This window comes from Pseudomonas sichuanensis, assembly GCF_003231305.1.
Lineage (GTDB): Bacteria > Pseudomonadota > Gammaproteobacteria > Pseudomonadales > Pseudomonadaceae > Aquipseudomonas > Aquipseudomonas sichuanensis.
On record NZ_QKVM01000073.1, the window covers coordinates 1 to 21,650 of the forward strand.

21 protein-coding genes are annotated in these 21,650 nt (G+C 64.6%); 7 read left to right on the forward strand and 14 right to left on the reverse strand.

The window, feature by feature from the left end:
* Positions 1-158 precede the first annotated feature (158 nt).
* Complete coding sequence (locus DM373_RS26245; RefSeq protein WP_110996327.1) at positions 159-416, reverse strand: DUF2790 domain-containing protein; 258 nt, start codon at positions 414-416, stop codon at positions 159-161.
* 339 nt (positions 417-755) lie between these two features.
* On the opposite strand from DM373_RS26245, the gene DM373_RS26250 reads away from it, so the two are divergent.
* Positions 756-1,124, forward strand: coding sequence for a GNAT family N-acetyltransferase (locus DM373_RS26250; RefSeq protein ID WP_110996346.1), 369 nt, complete (start codon positions 756-758; stop codon positions 1,122-1,124).
* Here the strand turns inward: DM373_RS26250 and def are convergent.
* From def to DM373_RS26265, 3 genes are all read right to left on the reverse strand, one after another.
* Positions 1,079-1,615, reverse strand: a complete 537-nt coding sequence (def, locus tag DM373_RS26255; RefSeq protein WP_110996328.1) for a peptide deformylase — start codon at positions 1,613-1,615, stop codon at positions 1,079-1,081. The two genes, DM373_RS26250 and def, sit on opposite strands and share 46 nt — an antisense overlap.
* Positions 1,612-2,571, reverse strand: a complete 960-nt coding sequence (locus DM373_RS26260; protein WP_110996329.1) for a YihY/virulence factor BrkB family protein — start codon at positions 2,569-2,571, stop codon at positions 1,612-1,614. Before DM373_RS26260 ends, def begins: the two co-directional genes overlap by 4 nt.
* Before the next feature lie 183 nt (positions 2,572-2,754).
* Positions 2,755-2,934, reverse strand: coding sequence for a CsbD family protein (locus DM373_RS26265; RefSeq protein WP_110996330.1), 180 nt, complete (start codon positions 2,932-2,934; stop codon positions 2,755-2,757).
* Positions 2,935-3,177: 243 nt separating this feature from the next.
* Between DM373_RS26265 and DM373_RS26270 the strand changes: the two genes are divergently transcribed.
* Both DM373_RS26270 and DM373_RS26275 read left to right on the forward strand, forming a co-directional pair.
* Positions 3,178-4,650, forward strand: coding sequence for a right-handed parallel beta-helix repeat-containing protein (locus tag DM373_RS26270; RefSeq protein ID WP_110996331.1), 1,473 nt, complete (start codon positions 3,178-3,180; stop codon positions 4,648-4,650).
* 94 nt (positions 4,651-4,744) lie between these two features.
* Positions 4,745-4,975 (forward strand): YheU family protein, encoded by a 231-nt coding sequence (locus DM373_RS26275; RefSeq protein WP_110996347.1) that lies wholly within the window; start codon positions 4,745-4,747, stop codon positions 4,973-4,975.
* Here the strand turns inward: DM373_RS26275 and csrA are convergent.
* Together csrA and DM373_RS26285 are read right to left on the reverse strand one after the other, a co-directional pair.
* On the reverse strand, positions 4,972-5,154 hold the full coding sequence (gene csrA, locus DM373_RS26280) for a carbon storage regulator CsrA (protein ID WP_110996332.1): 183 nt from the start codon (positions 5,152-5,154) through the stop codon (positions 4,972-4,974). The genes DM373_RS26275 and csrA overlap by 4 nt on opposite strands.
* 124 nt (positions 5,155-5,278) lie before the next feature.
* Complete coding sequence (locus DM373_RS26285) at positions 5,279-6,094, reverse strand: SDR family oxidoreductase (protein WP_110996333.1); 816 nt, start codon at positions 6,092-6,094, stop codon at positions 5,279-5,281.
* 229 nt (positions 6,095-6,323) lie between these two features.
* Here DM373_RS26285 and DM373_RS26290 point away from each other — a divergent pair, with 229 nt between their 5' ends.
* Positions 6,324-6,476, forward strand: coding sequence for a DUF3309 family protein (locus tag DM373_RS26290; protein WP_110996334.1), 153 nt, complete (start codon positions 6,324-6,326; stop codon positions 6,474-6,476).
* A gap of 1 nt (position 6,477) precedes the next feature.
* Here the strand turns inward: DM373_RS26290 and DM373_RS26295 are convergent, their stop codons facing one another.
* From DM373_RS26295 to DM373_RS26320, 6 genes are all read right to left on the reverse strand, one after another.
* Complete coding sequence (locus DM373_RS26295; RefSeq protein WP_110996335.1) at positions 6,478-7,686, reverse strand: EAL domain-containing response regulator; 1,209 nt, start codon at positions 7,684-7,686, stop codon at positions 6,478-6,480.
* A 17-nt stretch (positions 7,687-7,703) separates the two neighbouring features.
* Positions 7,704-11,270, reverse strand: coding sequence for a transporter substrate-binding domain-containing protein (locus tag DM373_RS26300; protein WP_110996336.1), 3,567 nt, complete (start codon positions 11,268-11,270; stop codon positions 7,704-7,706).
* 46 nt (positions 11,271-11,316) lie between these two features.
* The gene (locus tag DM373_RS26305) at positions 11,317-11,943 is read right to left on the reverse strand and encodes a response regulator transcription factor (protein WP_110996337.1); all 627 of its coding nucleotides are present in this window, start codon (positions 11,941-11,943) and stop codon (positions 11,317-11,319) included.
* Between the two features lie 217 nt (positions 11,944-12,160).
* Positions 12,161-13,825 carry a cation acetate symporter gene (locus DM373_RS26310; RefSeq protein WP_110996338.1) on the reverse strand — a complete coding sequence of 555 codons (1,665 nt, stop codon included), beginning with the start codon at positions 13,823-13,825 and terminating at the stop codon, positions 12,161-12,163.
* On the reverse strand, positions 13,822-14,133 hold the full coding sequence (locus tag DM373_RS26315) for a DUF485 domain-containing protein (protein ID WP_110996339.1): 312 nt from the start codon (positions 14,131-14,133) through the stop codon (positions 13,822-13,824). Before DM373_RS26315 ends, DM373_RS26310 begins: the two co-directional genes overlap by 4 nt.
* A gap of 238 nt (positions 14,134-14,371) precedes the next feature.
* Positions 14,372-15,232, reverse strand: a complete 861-nt coding sequence (locus tag DM373_RS26320; protein ID WP_110996340.1) for a glycine betaine ABC transporter substrate-binding protein — start codon at positions 15,230-15,232, stop codon at positions 14,372-14,374.
* A gap of 300 nt (positions 15,233-15,532) precedes the next feature.
* On the opposite strand from DM373_RS26320, the gene DM373_RS26325 reads away from it, so the two are divergent.
* Positions 15,533-17,080 (forward strand): glycoside hydrolase family 17 protein, encoded by a 1,548-nt coding sequence (locus DM373_RS26325; protein ID WP_110996341.1) that lies wholly within the window; start codon positions 15,533-15,535, stop codon positions 17,078-17,080.
* A gap of 206 nt (positions 17,081-17,286) precedes the next feature.
* On the opposite strand, the gene moaB is transcribed toward DM373_RS26325, so the two are convergent.
* Positions 17,287-17,826, reverse strand: coding sequence for a molybdenum cofactor biosynthesis protein B (gene moaB, locus DM373_RS26330; RefSeq protein ID WP_110996342.1), 540 nt, complete (start codon positions 17,824-17,826; stop codon positions 17,287-17,289).
* Positions 17,827-18,008: 182 nt separating this feature from the next.
* Here moaB and DM373_RS26335 point away from each other — a divergent pair, with 182 nt between their 5' ends.
* Complete coding sequence (locus DM373_RS26335; protein ID WP_110996343.1) at positions 18,009-18,896, forward strand: LysR family transcriptional regulator; 888 nt, start codon at positions 18,009-18,011, stop codon at positions 18,894-18,896.
* On the opposite strand, the gene DM373_RS26340 is transcribed toward DM373_RS26335, so the two are convergent.
* Positions 18,884-19,663, reverse strand: a complete 780-nt coding sequence (locus DM373_RS26340; RefSeq protein WP_110996344.1) for an AraC family transcriptional regulator — start codon at positions 19,661-19,663, stop codon at positions 18,884-18,886. The genes DM373_RS26335 and DM373_RS26340 overlap by 13 nt on opposite strands.
* 330 nt (positions 19,664-19,993) lie before the next feature.
* Here DM373_RS26340 and DM373_RS26345 point away from each other — a divergent pair, with 330 nt between their 5' ends.
* The gene (locus DM373_RS26345) at positions 19,994-21,610 is read left to right on the forward strand and encodes an APC family permease (RefSeq protein WP_110996345.1); all 1,617 of its coding nucleotides are present in this window, start codon (positions 19,994-19,996) and stop codon (positions 21,608-21,610) included.
* Positions 21,611-21,650: the final 40 nt, after the last annotated feature.

The following is a 21,650-nucleotide window of genomic DNA, read 5'->3' on the forward strand; positions in this document are numbered from 1 at the left end:
GCTTGACCCGCGATAGGGCCCGCCCAGGCACCGATCATTTCAGGGAGAGTGAGCAATGAACACAGACGTCACCACGCCCCCATCCAATGAACTTGCATGTCTGCCTGTAGGAGCAACCTTGCCGGGCCGCTCCTACAGGCAGACGTGCAAGTTCAGGCTCAACCCTGCTTGCAGCCCTCGCCCATGGCCCGGTACTGCAGCGTGTGCACCTGCCCTTGATGATCCTCATAGGTCATGGTGGCGGGTACCACTTCACAGACGTTGGGAATGGTCGACAGGTTGATCACGCGCTTGATGTCGAGGTTGGTGGAATAGTCGTACTGCTCGACCACGGGTTGGCTGGCGGCGGGCTTGGCTTCGTCTGCCAGGGCGAACGAGGACATACCGACCAATGCAAGAATCAGTAGGGCTTTCATGGGCAACGACCTTGATGGCTTTCAAGCTGATCGAGTGACTTCTGATGCCGTCAATGGCGCGGAGAAGTTGTCATCGGCGATGCCGATGACACGAAGTACCGATCCCGCTGTGTCGTACTGCTGGGGGGATGAGGAAAATTCTACTCCCCGCCTGGAATAGTTGAACCCCGAAGTAGGACAATCACCCTTGCCGCTTTTGCAACAATCTGCGACAAAGCCAGGCCCTGATTGTCACCCGCCATTGCATCGCCTTTGACCATGCCCACACTGACCTTCGTTCAGCTCCCTCACCTGCAACGCCGCCTGCTGGACCATTTCTACCGCCAGCACGGCTCACGCATGCGCGCCGCCGGCGAGGGCGAGCAGTGGGTGGCGCGTGCAGGCGAGATGATCGCAGGGATGAACCTGATAACCGTGGCGGGCGGCCGCTGGCTGACCGGGCTGTTCGTCGCGCCGGACTGGCGCGGCCAGCGGGTGGCAGCACGGCTGATCGAAGCAGGCCTGCAAGGCAGTGCTGGGCCGACCTGGCTGTTCTGTGAGCCGCCACTGGCACCCTTCTATGAGCGTCTAGGCTTCAGCGTTACCGAGCAGTTGCCCGAAGCCCTGGCCTCGCGCCTGGCCCGCTACCGGCGCAGCAAGCCATTGGTGGCGTTGGTACGCAATCAGTCCTCGGCCACATCAAGCCCGGGGAACAGCACCTCGGTGTAGCCGAACTTGCTGAAATCCTGGATGCGCGAGGGGTAGAGCCGGCCGCTCAGGTGGTCGCACTCATGCTGCACCACCCGGGCATGGAAGCCGTCGGCAAAGCGGTTGATCGGGTTGCCCTGCGGGTCGATGCCCGAATAGCTGATGTGCTTGTAACGTGGCACCACGCCCCGCAGGCCCGGCACCGACAGGCAGCCTTCCCAACCGTCCTCGACCTCCGTGACCAGCGGCGTGATCACCGGGTTCAACAGAATGGTCGTGGGCACCGGCTCGGCGTCCGGGTAGCGCTCACTGCGCTCGAAACCGAAGATCACCAGTTGCAGGTCGATACCGATCTGCGGCGCCGCAAGCCCCACACCGCCGACGTGACGCATGGTCTCGAACATGTCGTCGATCAACTGTTGCAGCTCGGCGCTGCCGATCATCTTTGCCGGTACGGGCGGGGCGATGCGCAGCAGGCGTTCGTCGCCCATCTTGAGGATGTCACGGATCATCGGGTGTTCGACTCGTGGGGGTGAGGTTCGGGTGTCACCGGGTGTTCATGGCCAAGCACGGTGATGGTTTCCTGCGGATTGTCATGGGCAAAGTCCTTCTCGCCAGGGTTCTTGCCCTCGCTCGACATATGCTCGATCACCGCATTCATCTCCGCGCCCAGCAGCAGCACGGCGGCAGAGATGTAGAAATACAGCAAGAGCACGATGATCGCACCAATGCTGCCGTACATGGCGTTGTAATCGGCGAAGGTCTTCACGTAATAGGCAAAGCCCAACGACGCGATGATCCACACCACCACCGCCAGCACCGAGCCTGGGGTGATGAAGCGAAATTTCTGCTTCACGTCGGGCATCACGAAATAGATCAGCGCCACCGCCACCATCATCAGGATGATGATCGCCGGCCAGCGCAGCACGGTCCAGACGATGACCACCGCCTCCTGCAGGCCCACCTGGGCGGCGATCCACTCCATGACCTGCGGCCCGAGCACCATCAGCGCAGCGGCGGCCAGCAGCATGCCGGCGATGCCGATGGTGTAGATCACCGACAATGGAATCCGCTTCCACAACGGCCGCCCCTCGGGCACGTCGTACGCGGCGTTCATCGCGCTCATCATCAGGCGCACGCCCGCCGACGCAGTCCACAGGGCAATCACGATACCCACCGAGAGCAAGCCACCTTTGGACTGCTGCAACTGGTCGATCACCGGGTTGACCTGCTCCAGCGCCTGCGGTGGCAGCACCAGCTCCGACTGCAGGCGCAGCCAGGTGAAGAAATCCGGCAAATGCAGGAAACCGATCAGGGCGATCAGGAACAGCAGGAAGGGGAACAGCGAGAACAGCATCTGGTAGGCCATCGCCGAGGCGTAGGTGGACATCTCGTCGTCAAGGAACTCCTTGACGGTGCGCACCAGCACGCGGTGCAGGGGCAGGCCGCGCAGGTCGGGGAAAATCATAGCGTCTCCTTTCGCCGCTTGATCGTCTGAGGGTCTGGCTCACTACAGGGGAAGGCCTGTCAATGCAGACAAGTCTAATAGACCCTGCCGCAGCTGTGGTTGCTCAGTGCGCAGCTTAAGAAAAACGCCACACCCGCCCCCACGTCGTGGGAGCGGGCTTGCCCCGCGATCAGCGCTTCAGGGTCATGGCTTCTTCAACGCATCCTTGACCTTGCCCACCGCCTGCTGCGCCTCGCCCTTGAGCTCCTGGGCCTTGCCTTCGGCGCGCAGCCGATCGTTGTCGGTCACCTTGCCGACGCCTTGCTTGATGTTGCCCACGGCCTCGTTGGCCAGGCCTTTGGCTTTGTCTTTGGTGCCACTCATGGAATGTCTCCTTGCGCAAAAGACACGGGAAATCGTGCCGACAGTGGGTCGACTCACGCCCCTTTGCCAGAGTTTCAATCGGTTCGATTGCCGCCGGCCGAACGGTAAACAGCGGGCGAATACCGCACCGATTCACCTGCCACGGCGCCGCGAAGCCGAACGGCTGCCCTAGAATCGCCCCCAGACAGCCCGCCCGAACACGGCGCGGCGCATAACAACAAACAGTCAGTGGAACCCCGCACCATGCGCTTGATGCCTGCGCTGGCAGCCCTGCTGCCGCTACTCCCCTTGTCCGCCCACGCCGTAGCGCCTGCCCAGATACAGACGCTGACCGTCAACCGCTATGCCGACGACGGCCAACCCGGCACCCTGCGCTGGGCCATTGAAACCAGCAACCTGAACCCCGGCCACTACCGCATCGATATCGCCGCCGTGGGTAAACCGCCCCATGTGATCCGCCCGGCCCGAGCGCTACCGGAAATCAAGGGGCCGGTCAGCATCACCGGCCTGGCCTGGGCCCGCGACGGCCAGTACATCACCCTCGATGGCTCGGGTTACATCAAGGACCAGGGCCTGCACACCTGCCCTGGTGCCCTGCCCGGCCAGTACGGCACCAACGTGCGCACCACCACCCACCCCGGCCTGGTGCTGCGCGATACCCAAGGCGTGCACCTGCGGGGCCTGGAAGTGCGCAACTTCTGCATCGGCATCCTGGTCAACCGCGCCAGCGACAACGTCATCGAAGACAACCTGATCGTCGCCAACAAGGGCGGCGCCGGCATCATGCTGACCGGCGACGACGGCGCCGGCAACCCGACCGCCACCACCACGAACAACAACAAGGTCCTGCGCAACCAGCTGATCGACAACGGCGATGGCCTGGAGCTGACCCGTGGCGCGGCCTTCAACCTGATCGCCGACAACCTGTTCCGCTCCACCCCGGCCAACCCGGAACCCTCCCAAGGCATCGAGATCCTGCTGGGCAACGACAACAGCGTGGTGCGCAACCGCTTCGAAAATTACTCCGACGGCCTGCAGATCAACTGGGGCAAGCGCAACTACCTGGCCGCCAACACCTTCAGCGGCAACTCCATCGGCGTCAGTGTCACCGGCGAGGGCAATATCCTCGACGGCAACCTGATCCACGGCAACCGCATCGGCGTGGCGCTACGCCCGGAGCCGGACATCACCGCCACCCGCCTCACCGCCAACCGCATCTGGGGCAACAGCCAGGATATCCGCCGCTGCGAGGCAGGGGGCTCGTGCGTGGCCAACCAGCGCACCGGCGCCATCGTTTTCGGCGTGCCGGCCCAGGCCCACGCGCTGTACGTGGGCTCGCGCGGCATCGGGGCACAGTTGGCCAAGCAGGACCAGGCCATCATCTGCGACGGCAAGGGCGAACCCAAACCCTGCCAGCCGCTGCCCAACCATAACCAGCAGCCGCCGACACTGCTCGCCCTGGAAGGCAATGTGCTGCGCGGCGAAGTGCAGGGGCCGGCATCGAGCCTGCTGCGGGTCGAGCTGTTCGGTAATGCCCAGGCCGAGGCGACCGAGGCCGAGCAATATCTGGGTGAAGTGCTGGTGAACAGCGATGCCAAGGGGCAGGCGCGGTTTGCTCAGGCGCTGGTACAAAGCGAAGGGCTGCACAGCTTCACCGCGACCGTCACCACCGCCGATGGCGCCACCTCAGCGTTGAGCAAAGCGCTTCGTCGTTGAGGCAACAAGCCTTGTCGCCGCCAAGCTGGCGACAAGGCAGCCACTGCCGATTTCACGTAGCATGGGCACATTCCCACCACCACTGCCCATCGCCATGCTGATCCCCTACGAGCAACTCGAAGCCGACACCCTCACCCGCCTGATCGAGGACTTCGTCACCCGCGACGGCACCGACAACGGCGACGACACGCCACTGGAAACCCGTGTGCTGCGGGTGCGCCAGGCGCTGGCCAGGAAGCAGGCATTCATCCTGTTCGATTTCGAGAGCGAACAATGCCAGCTGCTGGCCCGGCATGATGTGCCGGCGGAATTGCTGGCACCCTAGGCCCGCGCTTTCGCCTGCTGCTCCTTGATCCGGTTGTACACCTCCACCCGGTGTACATCGACATTGCGCGGTGCGCTGATGCCGAAGCGAACCTGGCCATTCTCGACCGACACCACCTGGATACTGATGTCGTCTCCGATGAAAATCACCTCACCCACTTCACGTCCGATTACCAACATGCTCCGATCCTCCAGCCTTAGGGAAAACCGGAGACTGCCTTGATGGCTTTCTCCTACTCAATCACTCCAGGGTGAAAGAGACCTAGCCTACTAACAGAGGTAAAAGGTCCTACAAAAATGCGGCTTAACCAGCACTTTTGCCGGCCTTGGCGCGCATCTTGACCGCCATATCGGCCATTTCGTCATACAGCCGCTGGGGCGCCTGGCACTTGAGCTGCCATGCCTGGCGCCCGGCTTCGTGGGGCAGGATGAGGAACTCGCCGGCGGCCACCTGGGCATGAATGTACTCGGCAATATCGGCAGCACTGATGGGCGAGCCTTCCAGCAACTTGCCCACCTGGGCTTTCATTGCCGGGGTCGGGCCACGGAACGAATCAAGCAGGTTGGTCTGGAAGAACGACGGGCAGACCACGTGTACCGCCACCCCGACCTGGCGCAGCTCCACCAGCAGGCTTTCCGACAGCGCCAGCACCCCGGCCTTGGCCACGTTGTAGTTGCTCATGCCCGGCCCCTGCATCAGCGCGGCCATGGAGGCAATGTTGATGATCCGTCCGCGGCTGCGTTCGAGCAGCGGCAGGAACGCCTTGCAGCCCTTGACCACGCCCATCAGGTTGACTGCGATCTGCCAGTCCCAGTCTTCCAGCGACAGCTCGCCGAAGAAGCCGCCCGAGGCCACCCCCGCGTTGTTGACGATCATGTCGCAGCCACCCAGGCGCTGGTCGCAGGCCTGGGCCAGGGCGGTGAGCTGGCTGTAGTCGCGCACGTCGCAGCGCTGGGTGAAACCGTCGCCACCGGCGGCGCGCACCTGCTCCAGTGTCTCGCGCAGGCCCACCTCGTTGACATCGGCCAACGCCAGCTGCCAGCCCTCACGGGCCCAGCGCAGGGCAATCTCACGGCCCAGGCCGGAACCGGCCCCGGTGATCATCATTCGCTTGTGCATGGTCGCTGCCTTGTCCTGAACAGTGGGAATGCCAGGCAGTCTAGCGACAAGCAGGGCTGCGTCGGTGTGGCATCAGGCAGCTGAATGTGGGGGTATCGGGCGACGCCGGGGGACTGGCCGGCGTGTACCGACAGCCGATTGAATCTTTACCGTTGCGCACCGGTCGGACTTTATGAGCGGCCAGCATTGTTCCGCGGCCCTTGACCCCCAACCACGCAAGGACTCCGCCATGACCACGATCCTCATCATCATCCTGATCCTGCTGCTGATCGGTGGCTTACCGGTCTTCCCCCACTCGCGCAGCTGGGGCTATGGCCCTTCGGGCATCGTCGGCGTGGTGCTGGTGGTGCTGTTGATCCTGGTGTTGCTGGGGCATATCTGACCTAGCCAGGCGGTACCAGGCGCAGATCACCGCGTAGGCGCCGCAACAGCGCCTCGCGGTCCAACGGCAGTGCGAGGTAGTCGCCTTGAGCGCTCTCGCAGCCCATCCCCAGCAAGGCCAGGTGCTGTTCGGCGCTGGATACCCCGACCACCGTCAGGTGCTGTTCGAGGGCCAGCGCCAAGTTCAGGCAATGCTGCACCACTGCACGGCACCGGGCTTCGTGGGGCAGGCCGCGAATGAAGCGTTCGGCCAGCTTGATCCGGGTGAACGGTAGCTGGCACAACAGCTGGCTGCCTGCCTGGTCGCTGCCGAACTCGGCCAGGCTCAGCTCGCAGCCCAGCGCCCGCAGGCGCAGCAGGTTCTCAAGCTCCACCACGGTGATGTGGTAGAGGCTGCGCCCGCTCAGTTCGAAGCACAGGTGACGCACATCGAAGCGCTGCTGGTGCAGCAAGGTGCGAATACGCAACACCAGCGAGCGGTCCAGCAGTTGCGGCCCCTTCAGGCGCAGCGTGATGCGCAACCGGCGCCCCTCGGCCTGCAGTTCGCTGTGCAGCGCCAGGCCCTGCTCAAGCAGTAGCAACGCCAGTTCATCGAGCAAGCCACAACGCTCCACGACGGGCAGGAAGATCTCCGGTGCCAGCACCCCCATCAACGGATGGTGCCAGAACGGTATCAGGTCGACGCCAATGATGCGCCCGTCGCGCAAGTCGAAACTGGGTAGATAGAACGCCGTGAACTGCCCATCGCGCATGCCGCGGCGCACCCCTTCCTCACTCGGCCAGAGCACCGCCGGGCGGGGTGAGGCAGTATCCGGCGGCAGCGGATTCGGCAGGCACTGGCGCAGCATCTCCACCGACAAAGGGGGGTCCATGTCGGCGATGAAACGCATGCCTAGCCGCTCCACCAGTTGCTGTACGCCGCGGCGCATGCTGGGGCTCAGGCTGCAGGTCAACAGCACCGCCCCCGCCAACCTGGCCTTGCCCAGCCGGTGGAGGAACTCCAGGGTATCCATGCTGCCGTCGCTCCCGCCCGTCAGGGCACACACCGCCAGATCGACCCGTCCGGCCTGCTGCAGGCACAGCAGGGCTTCATTGGCATCCTGTGCCTGCAGCACCTCGGCACACCCCAGGTAACCAAAGGTCTTCACCGCGATCACCCGCTGGAAGCGGTGCTCTTCGACTACCAGCACCCGCAACCCGTCTACTTCCATGTTCCACCTCTCGCTGCTCAACCCCGGCCGACGTGCCTGTCACGTGCGGCGCTGTTCTGTGTGCTGTAGCGCTGCAACACCCGTTCGAGCTCACTCAGTGCCTGGCAAACGGCCTCCAGTTGCCCGGGCGGGAGGGTGCCGCCGGCACAGCTGCGCTCGACCTGCTCGCAGGCTTCGATCACCTTGCGGGCGCGTATGATCCGCGCCCCACCCTTGATCCGGTGAACCAGCGCAGCCAGTGCCCCCAGATCCTCGTCGTCACCATGGCCAAGCAGTTGGCCAAGGTCTTTGCGGTTGCTGGCCAGCAGGTCATTGAGCAGCGCGTCCAGCGCCTGCTGGTCCCCCCCGGTAAGGCGCTCCAGGTTGCTCAGGTCGAAGCCGTCGCCCACGGCGACGGGCGCGTCGTCACTCACCCGCTGCATGCCCGCCAGTGCCAAGGCCAAGGCCTTGAGCCCCAACGGCTTGAAATGGCAGGCATCCATGCCGGCACGCTCGCAGCGCTGGCGCTCGCCCACCAGCGCATTGGCCGTCAGCCCCAGCACCCGGCAGGCCCGGCGTCCCTGCCGGCGCTCGTGCAGGCGAATCGCCCGGGCCAGGGTGTAGCCATCGAGCACGGGCATGTTGCAGTCACTGATCACCACATCGAAATCGCCCTGCAACCATGCGCGCAAGCCCTGGGCGCCATCTTCGGCAACGCTGGCACGATGGCCCAGGTAGCCCAGCTGATTGGCCAGCAGCAGGCGATTGGCCGGATAGTCATCGACCACCAGTACCCGCAAGCTCTCACTCTTCGCCAGCAGGGTGTCGGGCGCCTCCTGCGCCGCCAGCGCTTCGCGGGCCTCGACCCGCTCGAGCCGCAGTGCCAGATCGATCCGCGTGCCCACGCCCAGGGTACTGCGCAGGTGCATGTGCCCGCCCATCAACTCGCACAAGGTACGGCTGATCGACAAGCCCAGGCCCGCCCCGCGCCGTGCCGACTGACGGTTGTTGCTGGCCTGCCAGAACAGCGCGCCAAGCCGTGACAGCTCCGCCTCGGGAATGCCGATACCGGTGTCCTCCACGGTCAGCTCGACCGCCATCGCACGCACCTGCACGACGCTGCGCAGGCTTACCCGAACACTGCCGCGGTGGGTGAACTTGATCGCGTTGCTCAGCAGGTTGGCGAGGATCTGCTTGAAGCGCAGCGGGTCGAGCAGCACCTCGGCGTCCGCCGGCCCCTCAAGCTCCAGCAACAGTTGCAGCCCTTTGCTGCGTGCCTGCTGCTCGAACAGCTGCACCACCTCGGCCACATGCTGTTGCAGACACACCGGCTGCGGCGCCAACTGCAGGTGGCCGGTTTCGATGCGGGTAACGTCGAGGATGTCGCCGATCAGCTCGAGCAGGCTGCGCGCCGCGTCCGAAGCGACCTCGATCGACAAACGGTCGAGCACTCCCTGCTCGGCCTTGCGCAAGGCCAGTTCGAGCATGCCCAGCACGGCATTGAGCGGTGTGCGTATCTCGTGGCTCATGGTGGCAAGGAAGTGGGTCTTGGCCTGGTTGGCGTTGTCGGCTTCATCCTTGGCCGCCTGCAGCTGCACCTGCAGGTGCTGGCGCTCGGTGACATCGATCCAGCCGGCGATCACTCCGGCCTGGCCATCACGCAGGCCGCGGTAGGGCAGCATCCAGTGTGACAGGGTCCGTTGCCGACCCTCTCCCAGGCTGACCTGCAGGTCTTCGACATGCACCTGGCCGCTGGCCAGCACCTCGCGCCAGGCGCCCTGCCAGGCCAATGCCTCGCTCTGGCCCAAAGGCTGGCCGATGACCGCTGCCTGGCTGACCTGCAAGGCCTGCAGGTAACTGTTGTTGCAGGTCAGCAGACGCCCGTGCTGGTCGCAGACGTAGATCGGATGCGGTGTGCCGTCGATCATCACGCGCATGAACACCAACTGGTCGGCCAGTTCGCGCTCGGCCTGCTCGCGCACCCGCACCAGCCGGCGCAGGTAGCGGACCCAGGCCAGTGCCAGCAACAGCGACAGGGCGACTGCGGCAAAACCTTGCAGTACCTCCTGCCGATAGCGTTGCCAGAAACTGTCGGCAACGATCACCTCGCTGCGCCAACGACGGGCCAATGCGTCCATTTCCTGGGGAGACAGGCTGAGCAGCGCCTTGTCGAGGATCGCCTGCAGCTCCAGCGCGCCCCGTGGGCTGGCGAAAGCGAAATAGGCCGGTTCCAGGGTGAGGCTGGCACTGATCTTCAGCCGTGTCGGCGCCAGCCGCTCGGTCAACGCCCGGGCACCGATCATGGGCACCAGCGCAGCATCGGCACGGCGGCTGGCCACGCGCCAGACCGCATCCACCGGCCCGTCGGACTCGACCAGGTGGATGTCCGGATAGTGCTGGCGCAGATACGCCTTGGGATAGCCGCTGCGGGTCACGGCCAGGCGCAGCCCGGTCAATTGCTCCAGGGTGGATGCCGCCTTGCCGTTGTCCGCTGTGACCAACACCTGCGCCGAACTGGCAAAACTGCGGCTGAACGCCAGGTGCTGCTCACGTTCATTGCTGGGCGTAACACCGGCGATCAGGTCGGCCTCGCCCCGGGCCGTACGCTCGATCATGCGCTCCAGGGTGCCGCCGGCCACTAGGTCGAAGGTCAGGCCGGTGCGCCGGCCAATGCGCTGCAACACATCCACCGCCAGCCCGCGCAGACGCCCCTCACCGTCGCGGTAGCTGATGGGTGGGTATTGATCGTTGAGCAGCACCCGCAACGGCCCCTGGCCCTGTACCCAACTCAGCTCCTTGTCACTCAGTTGCAGCGAACCGCGCTCCACCAGCCCCTGCCCGCCCCAGCGACGACGGATGCGCGCATGCTCCTGCGGCTCGATGCTGGCCAGCGCCGCATCGACCAGGCCGTGCAACGGCGCATCGTGCGGATGCATGGCGAACCCCAGCGGCTGGTTTTCCAGGCCGGGACTGTCGAAGGCTTCCAACGACCCGACCAGCCCCTTGCGGATCAGGTACTGACTTTCCAGTGCGCCACCCAGGTAAAGGTCGGCCTGGCCAAAGGCCAAGGCACCCAGCGCTGCACGGGTGGAGGGGAATACCTGGACCTGCGCCTGAGGATACCGAGCGAGCACGCTGTCGAGCCTGCGGTAACCTTCGCGCATGGCCACACGCAAAGGCATATCGGCCGCTGGTTCATCCTCTCGCAGCACCACCACTGGCAGGTCTTGCGCATAGGGTTGCGACAGCCACAGGCCAGCATCGCTGGCCTGCCGGGCAGTCACACTGGCCAGCAGGTCCACTTCATGCGCCCGCAACGCCTCGATTGCAGCATCGAGCGAGGCATACACACGGATTTGCACGGGCAACTGCAGGTGCCCGGCCAGCAGCCCGGCATAGTCGGCGCTGATCCCCTCGTAGTCGCGCCCGGTACCGAGGATGTCCAGCGGCGGGTTGTCCGGCCGCACCACCGCCAGCCTGAGCTGCGGTCGCTCCCACAGCCAGCGCAACTGCGCTTCGTCCGGGGTCAGGCGGGGGCCAGAGAAGGTCGAGCGGCCGTGCAACTGCGGCAGTTGATCGGCGGCCAGTAACGGTGCGCAACACATCAACACAACCAGCAGCCCCCTGTGTATCAGCCCCACGCAATGACCACTAGATCAGCAAGTTGCGACGGGCAACGTCGGCCAATTCGATCACCGAACCGACCCGTAGCTTGTCCAGCAGCCTGGCCTTGTAGGTGCTGATGGTCTTGTTGCTGAGCAGCATGGCTTCGCCGATGGCCTTGTTGCTCAGGCCCCGCGACAGATGCTGGAGGATGATCACTTCCCGGTCGCTGAGGCCGGAAAGGCGTTGCGCTTCGCTGGCGTGGATGTCCTGGCGGTTGACCGAGCTCAGCGACACCTCGGGGAAATAGCTGTAGCCCGAGCGCAGGGCCAGCACCGCCTTGCTCAACTCGCAGAGGTCATCTGACTTCGACACGAAGCCGGCAGCCCCGGCCTTCATGCAGCGCAACGAGAAGCACTCGGCCAGCTGCGAGGTGAGCACCAGGATCTTCGGCGGCTGTGGCAACGCCCGCAACCGGGCCATGACCTGCAGCCCATCCAGGCCAGGCATGATGATGTCGAGGATGACCAGATCGGGGGTGTGCTCGCGGGCCAACTGCACGGCATCGACGCCGTTGTCGGCCTGGCCGATGATGTCCAGGCGTTCCTGACGCAACTGCAGGCACACACTGGCGCGGATAAAAGGGTGATCGTCCACCACGAGGGCTTTTTGCATAGCGTTGTCCTCTTCGTTGAGCGGTTTCTTGGCTCGCAGTACGAGTAGACGCGCGAGGCGGCCATTGCGGGCCTTGGGGCACATTGTTCACCCTGCCCTTGGCCCCCGAATGCACGATGCGTCCTAAATCAAACAAGAATTTTCCTAAGATCGAACAGATTTTTCACCGCACAAAAAAACGCCCCGCAAGCGGGGCGTTTTTCACACCAGGGTTGGATCAGTGCGAAACCGCACCGCTGGCCCCCAGGCCGGTCTGCGAACGGACGAACTGCGGGTAGAACAGCGCGCGTTCATCTTCAGCAGCCTTGGACTTGTCGGTGACCGAGAAGAACCAGATACCGACGAATGCGATCAGCATCGAGAACAGCGCCGGGTACTCGTAGGGGTAGATGGCTTTCTCGTGGCCGAGGATCTGTACCCAGATGGTCGGGCCGAGGATCATCAGGCCCACCGCGCTGATCAGCCCCAGCCAGCCGCCGATCATGGCGCCGCGGGTGGTCAGCTTCTTCCAGTACATCGAAAGCAGCAGTACCGGGAAGTTGCAGCTGGCGGCAATGGAGAAGGCCAGGCCGACCATGAAGGCGATGTTCTGCTTCTCGAACAGAATCCCCAGGCCGATCGCCAGCACGCCCAGGGCGATGGTGGTGATCTTCGACACGCGGATCTCGTCCTTGTCGTTGGCCTTGCCCTTGCGCCAGACGCTGGCGTACAGGTCATGGGACACCGCCGAGGCACCGGCCAGGGTCAGGCCGGCAACCACCGCCAGGATGGTGGCGAAGGCCACGGCCGAGATGAAGCCGAGGAAGATGCTGCCACCCACGGCATCGGCCAGGTGCACCGCGGCCATGTTGTTGCCGCCCAGCAGGGCGCCGGCGGCGTCCTTGAAGTCTGGGTTGGTGCTGACCAGCAGGATCGCGCCGAAGCCGATGATGAAGGTCAGGATGTAGAAGTAACCGATGAAGCCGGTGGCGTAGAGCACGCTCTTGCGGGCTTCCTTGGCGTCACTGACGGTGAAGAAGCGCATCAGGATGTGCGGCAGGCCGGCGGTACCGAACATCAGCGCCAGGCCCAGCGAGAACGCCGAGATCGGGTCCTTGACCAGGCCGCCCGGGCTCATGATCGCCTCGCCCTTGGCGTGCACCTTGATCGCCTCGGAGAACAGAGTATTGAAGTCGAAGCCCACGTGCTTCATCACCATCAGCGCCATGAAGCTGGCACCGGACAGCAGCAGTACGGCCTTGATGATCTGTACCCAGGTGGTGGCCAGCATGCCGCCAAACAGCACGTACAGGCACATCAGCACGCCGACCAGGATCACCGCAACATGGTAGTCAAGGCCGAACAGCAGCTCGATCAGCTTGCCGGCACCGACCATCTGCGCGATCAGGTAGAACGCCACCACCACCAGCGAGCCGGAGGCCGACAGGGTGCGGATTTCCTTCTGCCCCAGGCGGTAGGAGGCAACGTCGGCGAAGGTGTACTTGCCCAGGTTGCGCAGGCGTTCGGCGATCAGGAACAGGATGATCGGCCAGCCGACCAAAAAGCCGATGGAGTAGATCAGGCCGTCGTAGCCCGAGGTGAACACCAGGGCGGAAATACCCAGGAACGAGGCTGCCGACATGTAGTCGCCGGCAATCGCCAGGCCGTTCTGGAAGCCGGTGATCTTGCCGCCGGCGGCGTAGTAGTCGGCGGCAGAGTTGTTGCGCTTGGAGGCCCAGTAGGTGATGCCCAGGGTAAAGGCGACGAAGGCCACGAACATGGCGATCGCGGCAACGTTCAGCGGTTGCTTCTGCACCTCGCCGGTCAGGGCATCGGCTGCCCACACGGCGGGTGCGAAAGCGCCGCAGGCCAGGACGGCCAGGGCTTTGGCATGACGGATCATTGCTTGGCCTCCTCGAGGATTGCCTTGTTCAACTCGTCGAACTCGCCGTTGGCGCGGCGCACGTAGATGGCGGTGAGCACGAACGCCGAAACGATCAGGCCGACGCCCAGGGGGATGCCCCAGGTGATCGACGAGCCGGGGCTGAGCTTGGCACCGAGCAGGTGCGGGCCGTAGGCGATGAGGAGGATGAAGGCGCAGTAGAGGCCGAGCATGACTGCCGAGAGAATCCAGGCGAAACGCTCGCGCTTGGTGACCAGTTCCTTGAAGCGCGGACTGTTCTGTATCGATTGGTAAATGCTGTCGTTCATTGTTTTTGTCCTAGCAGCACAGATGTAGGGAGAACCCGACTCCACTTTATGCTGCCGCTGGACGCCAACCAGACGACCTTAGTCTTAGATGCAAGGGTGTTTTACAGATTTGGTAACAACCCTTGGGGTCGCTGCGCGACCCAATCGCTGGCAAGCCAGCTCCCACAGGGTATCTCAGCCCTTGTGGGAGCTGGCTTGCCAGCGATTGGGCTGCACAGCAGCCCCCGGAGTGCGCTGCTTACTTACCGGTCCACTCCTTGACCCGCTCCGGATGCTTGGCCACCCAGTCCTTGGCCGCCGCTTCCGGCTTGGCGCCTTCCTGGATCGCCAGCATCACCTCACCGATCTCATCCTTGGACTGCCACTGGAACTTCTTCAGGAACTCGGCCACTTCCGGGGCCTTGGTGGCCAGCTCCTTGCTGCCGATGCTGTTGACTGTCTCCGCAGCGCCATACACGCCTTTCGGGTCTTCAAGGAACTTGAGCTTCCACTTGGCGAACATCCAGTGCGGCACCCAGCCGGTGACGGCGATGGATTGCTGCTTGGCATAGGAACGGCCGAGCTCGGCGGTCATGGCCGCGCCGGAGCTGGCGGTCAGTTTGTAGCCGGTCAGGTCGTAGTCCTTGATGGCCTGTTCGGTCTTGAGCATGACCCCGGAGCCTGCGTCGATGCCGACGATCTTCTGTTTGAAGCTCTGGTCGGTCTTGAGGTCTTCGATGCTGTTGGCCTTGACGTACTCGGGGACGATCAGGCCGATCTTGGCGTCCTTGAAGTTGGGACCGAAGTCGACCACGTTGTCCTTGTTCTTGGCCCAGTACTCGCCATGGGTGACCGGCAGCCAGGCCGACAGCATGGCATCGAGTTTGCCGGTGGCCACGCCCTGCCACATGATGCCGGTGGCCACGGCCTGCAGTTTCACGTCGTAGCCGAGCTTCTGCCTGATCACTTCGGCGGCCACGTTGGTGGTCGCCACGCTATCGGACCAGCCATCCACGTAACCGATGCTGACTTCCTTGGCCATCGCTTGCGCCGTGCTCATGGCCAATACCAAAGCAGTGCCCACGCCCAGGAAACGTCGCATTCTTGTAAAAGTCGCCATCAAAGCATCCCCTCGTCAGGTCTTGGAGATTGCATCATCAACCTGACACATCAGGCGACCTGCTCTGTCAGCGACCTTTAGCGAACGATCAGCGACAGCACTGTGCCATTAGCGCCAGCGGCCCGCGCCGAACTGCGCGATCCTTGCATGCCAAACGCTTGGCGCCGGGCTACTATCACTGGTTCGCCCGCACAGGGCCCATCGCCGGCAAGCCGGCCCCCACTAGGTACATGCGATTGTCTGTGGGAGCCGGCTTGCCGGCGATGGGCCGCGCAGCGGCCCCTGCTCACGAACCCGACGATGGACCGCCCGATGTTGCGCACGACCTACCTGCTCGCCTGCCTGCTCGCCCTCCTCGGCCTGGGCGCCCTCTGGTACGGCCTCGGCAAGCCGGTGCAGCTGCCAGACGCCGCCAGCCCCACACACAAATTGCAGTGCGCCTCCTACACGCCGTTCGACAAGGACCAGTCGCCGTTCGACCAGCCATTTCGCCTGCGCCCAGCGCGCATGGACGCCGACCTGGCCCTGCTGGCCGAGCGTTTCCAGTGCATCCGCACCTACTCGATGACCGGCCTTGAAGCCATCCCGGCACTGGCCCGCAAGCATGGCCTGAAGGTGATGCTGGGGGCCTGGGTCAACGCCAACCCGGTGGACACCGACAAGGAAGTCGAACTGCTGATCGCCGCCGCCAACGCCAACCCCGACGTGGTCAGCGCGGTGATCGTCGGCAACGAGGCGCTGCTGCGCAAGGAAGTCACCGGAGAGCGCCTGGCCGAGTTGATCAACAAGGTGAAAAGCCAGGTCAAGGTGCCGGTGACCTACGCCGATGTCTGGGAGTTCTGGCAGCAGCACCCGCAGATTGCGCCTGCGGTGGACTTTCTCACCATCCACCTGCTGCCTTACTGGGAGGATGACCCGCGTGGCATCGATGCGGCCCTGGCGCATGTCGCCGAGGTGCGTCAGGTGTTCGGCAACCGTTTTGCGCCCAAGGACATCCTGATCGGCGAAACCGGCTGGCCAAGCGAGGGTCGCCAGCGCGAGACGGCGGTGCCGAGCCGGGTCAACGAGGCGCGTTTCATCCGTGGTTTCGTCGCCCTGGCCGAGGCCAATGGCTGGCACTACAACCTGATCGAAGCCTTCGACCAACCGTGGAAGCGCGCCAGTGAAGGCGCAGTGGGCGGCTACTGGGGGCTGTACGACGCCGACCGCCAGGACAAGGGCGTACTCGAAGGCCCGGTGAGCAACCTGGCGCTATGGCCACAGTGGCTGCTGGCCTCGCTGCTGTTGCTGCTGACGACCCTGGCCTTGGCCGGGCGCCCGGCGAATGCCCGCGCCGCCTTGCTGTTGCCGCTGCTGGCCGCGCTGGGCGCCGGCAGCCTGGGGCTGTGGGGCGAGCTGATGCGCACCAATGCACGGTTTGCCGGCGAGTGGCTGTGGGCCGCGCTGCTGGCCGGCCTCAACCTGCTGGTGCTGGCCCAGACGGCCTTGGCCCTGGCCCGCCGCGATGGCTGGCGGCAGCGGTTGTTCGCCTGGCTTGAGGGGCATGCTGGCAAGTGGTTGCTGGCTGCGGGGTTCGCGGCGGCGGTGAGCATGCTGGCGATGGTGTTCGACCCGCGCTATCGCAGCTTCCCCAGCGCGGCACTGCTGCTGCCGGCAGTGGCCTACCTGCTGCGACCGGTGCGCGCGCCTCGGGCGGAAGTGGCGTTGCTGGCGTTCATCGTTGGCGCAGGCGTGGCCCCGCAGTTGTACCAGGAGGGGTTGGCGAACCGACAAGCATGGGCTTGGGCGCTGGTCAGCGTGTTGATGGTCGGGGCGTTGTGGCGCAGTTTGCGTTTGCGCAAGGCCTGAAGATGCAGTCGAGGCCTAGCGCCTTGGGTCGGTAGGCTAATGCCAGTCAGTTAAGCCAATTGGGGTCGCTGCGCGACCCTTCGCGGGTAAACCCGCTCCCACAATTACAGCGCCCGATTCAGACTTTGCGCGATCCTGTGGGAGCGGGTTTACCCGCGAAGGGCTGCAAAGCAGCCCCAGCAATCTCAAGTGAACAGCCTTACTCATCAACCGCGGCTTTCGCACAACTCGATCGGCTTCAAATGCGCAACGAAATTGCACGGCCGGTGCCGAGCATCCAACTGCTCGGCCAGGATCCCCTCCCACGCCGTCCGGCACGCCCCGGTCGACCCCGGCAGGCAGCACACCAGGGTGCGGTTGGCCAGCCCGGCCAGCGCCCGGCTCTGCACGGTCGAAGTGCCGATATCGAGGATCGACAACGCGCGGAACAACTCGCCAAAACCATCGATGCGCTTGTCCAGCAGGCACTCGACCGCTTCGGGTGTACTGTCGCGGCCGGTAAAACCCGTGCCGCCGGTGATCAGCACCACCTGCACCTGCTCGTCGGCAATCCAGGTGGCGACCTGGGCGCGGATCTTGTACAGGTCGTCCTTGAGCAGCTCACGTGCGATCAGTCGATGGCCGACCTCCACCGCCCGGCTGGCCAGCAGCTCGCCGGAGGTGTCGTTGGCGTAGCTGCGGGTATCGCTGACAGTCAGTACGGCGATGTTCAGTGGCACGAACACCGCATCCGGTTTAACACTCATCAAGTTCCGCTCCGTGATTGGCCTTGCGGCCACGTTAGAGGCAAGCCTCGGACCGCGTCCAATCGATAGGGCGAACCAACCGATCAAGGGCCTCTATCAACCGGTCACCATTAAAGATTGGCCAGCCCACGCGGAGTTGGTTAAGGTCGCCGAACCCGCCACCCCGCTCGCCAGGCCGCACCATGGACATCAAGCAGCTCAAGTTCCTCATCGCCCTCGACCAGACCCGCCACTTCGGCCAGGCCGCAGCGCTGTGCCATATCACCCAGCCGACCCTGTCGATGCGCCTGCGCAACCTGGAGGACGAGCTGGACCTGGTGCTGGTCAAGCGCGGCCAGCGCTTCGAGGGTTTCACCGAGGCCGGCGAACGCATCCTGGCCTGGGCCCGCACCCTGCTGGCCGCCCACGACGGCCTGCAGGCCGAAGCCGCCAGCTGCCGTGGCCAGGTGGTCGGCAGCCTGCGCCTGGGCACCGTGCCGCTGGCCAGCTTCAACCCCATGCAACTGCTGCTGCCGCTGCGCGAAAAATACCCCGAGCTGAGCTTCCAGCTGTCGTCGCTGAGTTCCGAGCAGATCATCGACGGCCTGTCGCGCAACCAGCTGGACCTGGGCATCTGTTACCTCGACCAGGTCAATGCCAGCTTCTTCGAAGTGATCGAGCTGAGCACCACCACCATGGGCCTGCTGCACGACACCCGGCACTTTCAGTTCGACGCCGACACCCTGCGTTGGGACCAACTCGGCGAGATTCCGCTTGGCCTGCTGAGCAAGGGCATGCATTACCGCCAGTCACTTGACCTGAGTTTCCGCAGCCGTGGCCTTGAACCCAACTCGGTGCTGGAAAGCGACTCGACCTTCCAGCTGATCCAGGCCATCAACGTTGGCGTGTGCTGCGCGATCATGCCGCTGGATTGCGGCCTGGAAGAGCTGAGCACGCACCTGCGGATCATCCCGGTGGCCGATGCCAGCATCCACAGCCCGGTGGGCCTGCTGCTGCGCCGCAGCGAGCCACGCTCGGCGATTGCCGAACAGTGTTTCGATGAGGCCAAGGCGCTGTTTCAACCTTCCTGAGCCGTCGCCTGGCGATACTGCCTCGGGGTAAACCCGGTGAGCTGCCGGAACTGGCGGCTGAACGCGCTGTGGTCGGTGTAGCCGCAGCGCAGGGCGACCTCGGTGATCGGCAGGTCCGAATGCAGTAACTGATGAGCGTGTTCCAGGCGGGCTTTGTGGATCATCTGCCGTGGCGTCAGGTGGAACACCCGTTTGCAGTAGCGCTCCAGCTGCGCCACTGAAATCCCGGCGATACGGGTCAGCTCGCCCATGCTGATCGGCTGGTGAAAATGCGCGCGGATATGCGCGTCCACCGCGGCCAGGCGCTGGTAGGCAGGGTGGGTGTCGGCGGCGGATTGCAGATCCACGGAAATACCCACCAGGCCGATGATCCTGCCGGCGGGATCGTAGAGCGGGCGCTTGTGGGTCAGGCACCAGCCCGGTTCGCGGCTGCCGTATAGGTGCAGCTCCAGCTGGTCCTCCAGCACCAACCCTTGCTCCAGCACACGGCGGTCCTGCTCGGTATAGCCGGGGCCGAGCCGGGCCGGGAACACTTCGGCGCTGGTCTTGCCCAGCAGTGGCTGCAACTGTTTCAGGCCGCAGCGCTGCACCAGCGTGCGGTTGGCCAGCACGTAACGGGCCTGCTCGTCCTTGATGAAGATCGCCGCGTTGGCGATGACGTCGAGCATCGGCAGCAGCCAGACCACCCCGGTGAGCAGCGCCTCCAGGGAATCGGGGCGGTGCTGGTCGAGCTGCTGGTAGAGGGTGGCGAGAGGTTGCTGGGGCATCGGTATCTTCGCTCTTGATTGTCGGCCTCTCGCGGGGCAAGCCCGCTCCCACGTCTACTGAGCTTCGTGGGAGCGGGCTTGCCCCGCGATTGCCGCGCACAGCCATTGCCGCAAGCCCTGCAGCCTATCCAGCCACATCGACCTTCACCAGCGCTTTCGAGAACTGTGCCGATTTCGTCATCCCCCTTGCCGAAAACCATCAAGAACCCCCGCCCCGATCGGTCCACTCTATGCCCCACGCAAGCCGCCCATGACCTACAAGAACGCGGCCCGCAAAGCCGCATCGTGACATCAGACCTGCCTATCCAAAACCTACAAAAAGGCGACCCCATGTCAGGCAAATTCAAGAAACAGCTGTCATTGCTGGACCTCACCTTCATCGGCCTCGGCGCCATCTTCGGCTCCGGTTGGCTGTTCGCCGCCAGCCACGTGTCGGCCATCGCCGGCCCGGCCGGGATCCTCTCCTGGTTCCTCGGCGGTTTCGCCGTGCTGCTGCTGGGCATCGTCTACTGCGAGCTCGGCGCTGCGCTGCCGCGCGCCGGTGGCGTGGTGCGCTACCCGGTGTACTCCCATGGCCCGCTGCTGGGCTACCTGATGGGCTTCATCACCCTGATCGCCTTCTCCAGCCTGATCGCCATCGAAGTGGTCGCCTCGCGCCAGTACGCCGCAGCCTGGTTCCCCAGCCTGACCAAGGCCGGTACCAGCGACCCGACCGTGCTCGGCTGGCTGGTGCAGTTCGCCTTGCTCGGGCTGTTCTTCGCGCTCAACTACCGCAGCGTGAAGACCTTCGCCAAGGCCAACAACCTGGTCAGCGTGTTCAAGTTCATCGTGCCGTTGCTGGTGATCGGCGTGCTGTTCACCTTCTTCAAACCGGAGAACTTCGAGGTGCAGGGCTTTGCCCCGTTCGGCATGTCCGGCGTGGAAATGGCCGTGTCGGCCGGCGGCATCATCTTCGCCTACCTGGGCCTTACCCCGATCATCTCGGTGGCCAGCGAAGTGAAGAACCCGCAGCGCACCATCCCCATCGCGCTGATCCTCTCGGTACTGCTGTCCACCGCGATCTACGCCCTGCTGCAACTGGCCTTCCTCGGCAGCGTGCCGACCGAAATGCTGGCCAATGGCTGGGCCGGGGTGACCAAGGAACTGGCCCTGCCCTACCGTGACATCGCCCTGGCCCTGGGCGTCGGCTGGCTGGCCTACCTGGTGGTGGCCGATGCGGTGGTCTCGCCCAGCGGCTGCGGCAACATCTACATGAACGCCACCCCGCGGGTGATCTATGGCTGGGCGCAGACCGGCACCTTCTTCAAGTACTTCACCCGCATCGACGAGCAGTCCGGCATCCCGCGCCCGGCGCTGTGGCTGACCTTCGCCCTGTCGGTGTTCTGGACCCTGCCGTTCCCGTCCTGGGAGGCGCTGATCAACGTGGTTTCGGCCGCCCTGGTGCTGAGCTACGCAGTGGCGCCGGTGACCGTCGCCGCCCTGCGCCGCACGGCCCCGGACATGCCGCGCCCGTTCCGGGTCAAGGGCATGGGGGTGCTCGGCCCGCTGTCGTTCATCATCGCCGCGCTGATCGTCTACTGGTCGGGCTGGAACACCGTGTCGTGGCTGCTGGCCCTGCAGATCGTAATGTTCGTGCTGTACCTGCTGTGCCGCCGCTTCGTGCCCACCGAGCATCTTTCCATCGGCCAGCAAGTGCGCTCGTCGGCCTGGCTGATCGGTTTCTACGCCGTGACCATCCTGCTGTCCTGGCTGGGCAGCTTCGGCGGGCTCGGGGTGATCGGGCATCCGTTCGACACGGCGGTCGTGGCTGCTGCGGCGCTGGGTATCTATTACTGGGGCGCGGCGACCGGCGTGCCGGCTCACCTGGTACGGCTGGATGGGGACGACGAGAGCGAGGCGGCCGGGCAGGTGCGCAGCGGCCATCGGCCTGCGGCACTGACCTCCTGAAAGCACCGACAGGAACGCGTGGGAGCGGGCTTGCCCCGCG

Bases quoted from the DNA above. Each gene is read 5' to 3' on its own strand.
- DM373_RS26250 (WP_110996346.1), top strand. From the start codon at position 756: ATGCGCGCCGCCGGCGAGGGCGAGCAGTGGGTGGCGCGTGCAGGCGAG.
- DM373_RS26345 (WP_110996345.1), top strand. From the start codon at position 19,994: ATGTCAGGCAAATTCAAGAAACAGCTGTCATTGCTGGACCTCACCTTC.
- DM373_RS26265 (WP_110996330.1), bottom strand. From the start codon at position 2,934: ATGAGTGGCACCAAAGACAAAGCCAAAGGCCTGGCCAACGAGGCCGTG.
- DM373_RS26270 (WP_110996331.1), top strand. From the start codon at position 3,178: ATGCGCTTGATGCCTGCGCTGGCAGCCCTGCTGCCGCTACTCCCCTTG.
- def (WP_110996328.1), bottom strand. From the start codon at position 1,615: ATGATCCGTGACATCCTCAAGATGGGCGACGAACGCCTGCTGCGCATC.
- DM373_RS26285 (WP_110996333.1), bottom strand. From the start codon at position 6,094: ATGCACAAGCGAATGATGATCACCGGGGCCGGTTCCGGCCTGGGCCGT.
- DM373_RS26295 (WP_110996335.1), bottom strand. From the start codon at position 7,686: ATGGAAGTAGACGGGTTGCGGGTGCTGGTAGTCGAAGAGCACCGCTTC.
- DM373_RS26245 (WP_110996327.1), bottom strand. From the start codon at position 416: ATGAAAGCCCTACTGATTCTTGCATTGGTCGGTATGTCCTCGTTCGCC.
- DM373_RS26335 (WP_110996343.1), top strand. From the start codon at position 18,009: ATGGACATCAAGCAGCTCAAGTTCCTCATCGCCCTCGACCAGACCCGC.
- DM373_RS26275 (WP_110996347.1), top strand. From the start codon at position 4,745: ATGCTGATCCCCTACGAGCAACTCGAAGCCGACACCCTCACCCGCCTG.
- DM373_RS26325 (WP_110996341.1), top strand. From the start codon at position 15,533: ATGGACCGCCCGATGTTGCGCACGACCTACCTGCTCGCCTGCCTGCTC.
- DM373_RS26340 (WP_110996344.1), bottom strand. From the start codon at position 19,663: ATGCCCCAGCAACCTCTCGCCACCCTCTACCAGCAGCTCGACCAGCAC.
- DM373_RS26290 (WP_110996334.1), top strand. From the start codon at position 6,324: ATGACCACGATCCTCATCATCATCCTGATCCTGCTGCTGATCGGTGGC.
- DM373_RS26260 (WP_110996329.1), bottom strand. From the start codon at position 2,571: ATGATTTTCCCCGACCTGCGCGGCCTGCCCCTGCACCGCGTGCTGGTG.
- DM373_RS26315 (WP_110996339.1), bottom strand. From the start codon at position 14,133: ATGAACGACAGCATTTACCAATCGATACAGAACAGTCCGCGCTTCAAG.
- DM373_RS26305 (WP_110996337.1), bottom strand. From the start codon at position 11,943: ATGCAAAAAGCCCTCGTGGTGGACGATCACCCTTTTATCCGCGCCAGT.
- csrA (WP_110996332.1), bottom strand. From the start codon at position 5,154: ATGTTGGTAATCGGACGTGAAGTGGGTGAGGTGATTTTCATCGGAGAC.
- DM373_RS26320 (WP_110996340.1), bottom strand. From the start codon at position 15,232: ATGGCGACTTTTACAAGAATGCGACGTTTCCTGGGCGTGGGCACTGCT.
- DM373_RS26300 (WP_110996336.1), bottom strand. From the start codon at position 11,270: ATGTGTTGCGCACCGTTACTGGCCGCCGATCAACTGCCGCAGTTGCAC.
- DM373_RS26310 (WP_110996338.1), bottom strand. From the start codon at position 13,825: ATGATCCGTCATGCCAAAGCCCTGGCCGTCCTGGCCTGCGGCGCTTTC.
- moaB (WP_110996342.1), bottom strand. From the start codon at position 17,826: ATGAGTGTTAAACCGGATGCGGTGTTCGTGCCACTGAACATCGCCGTA.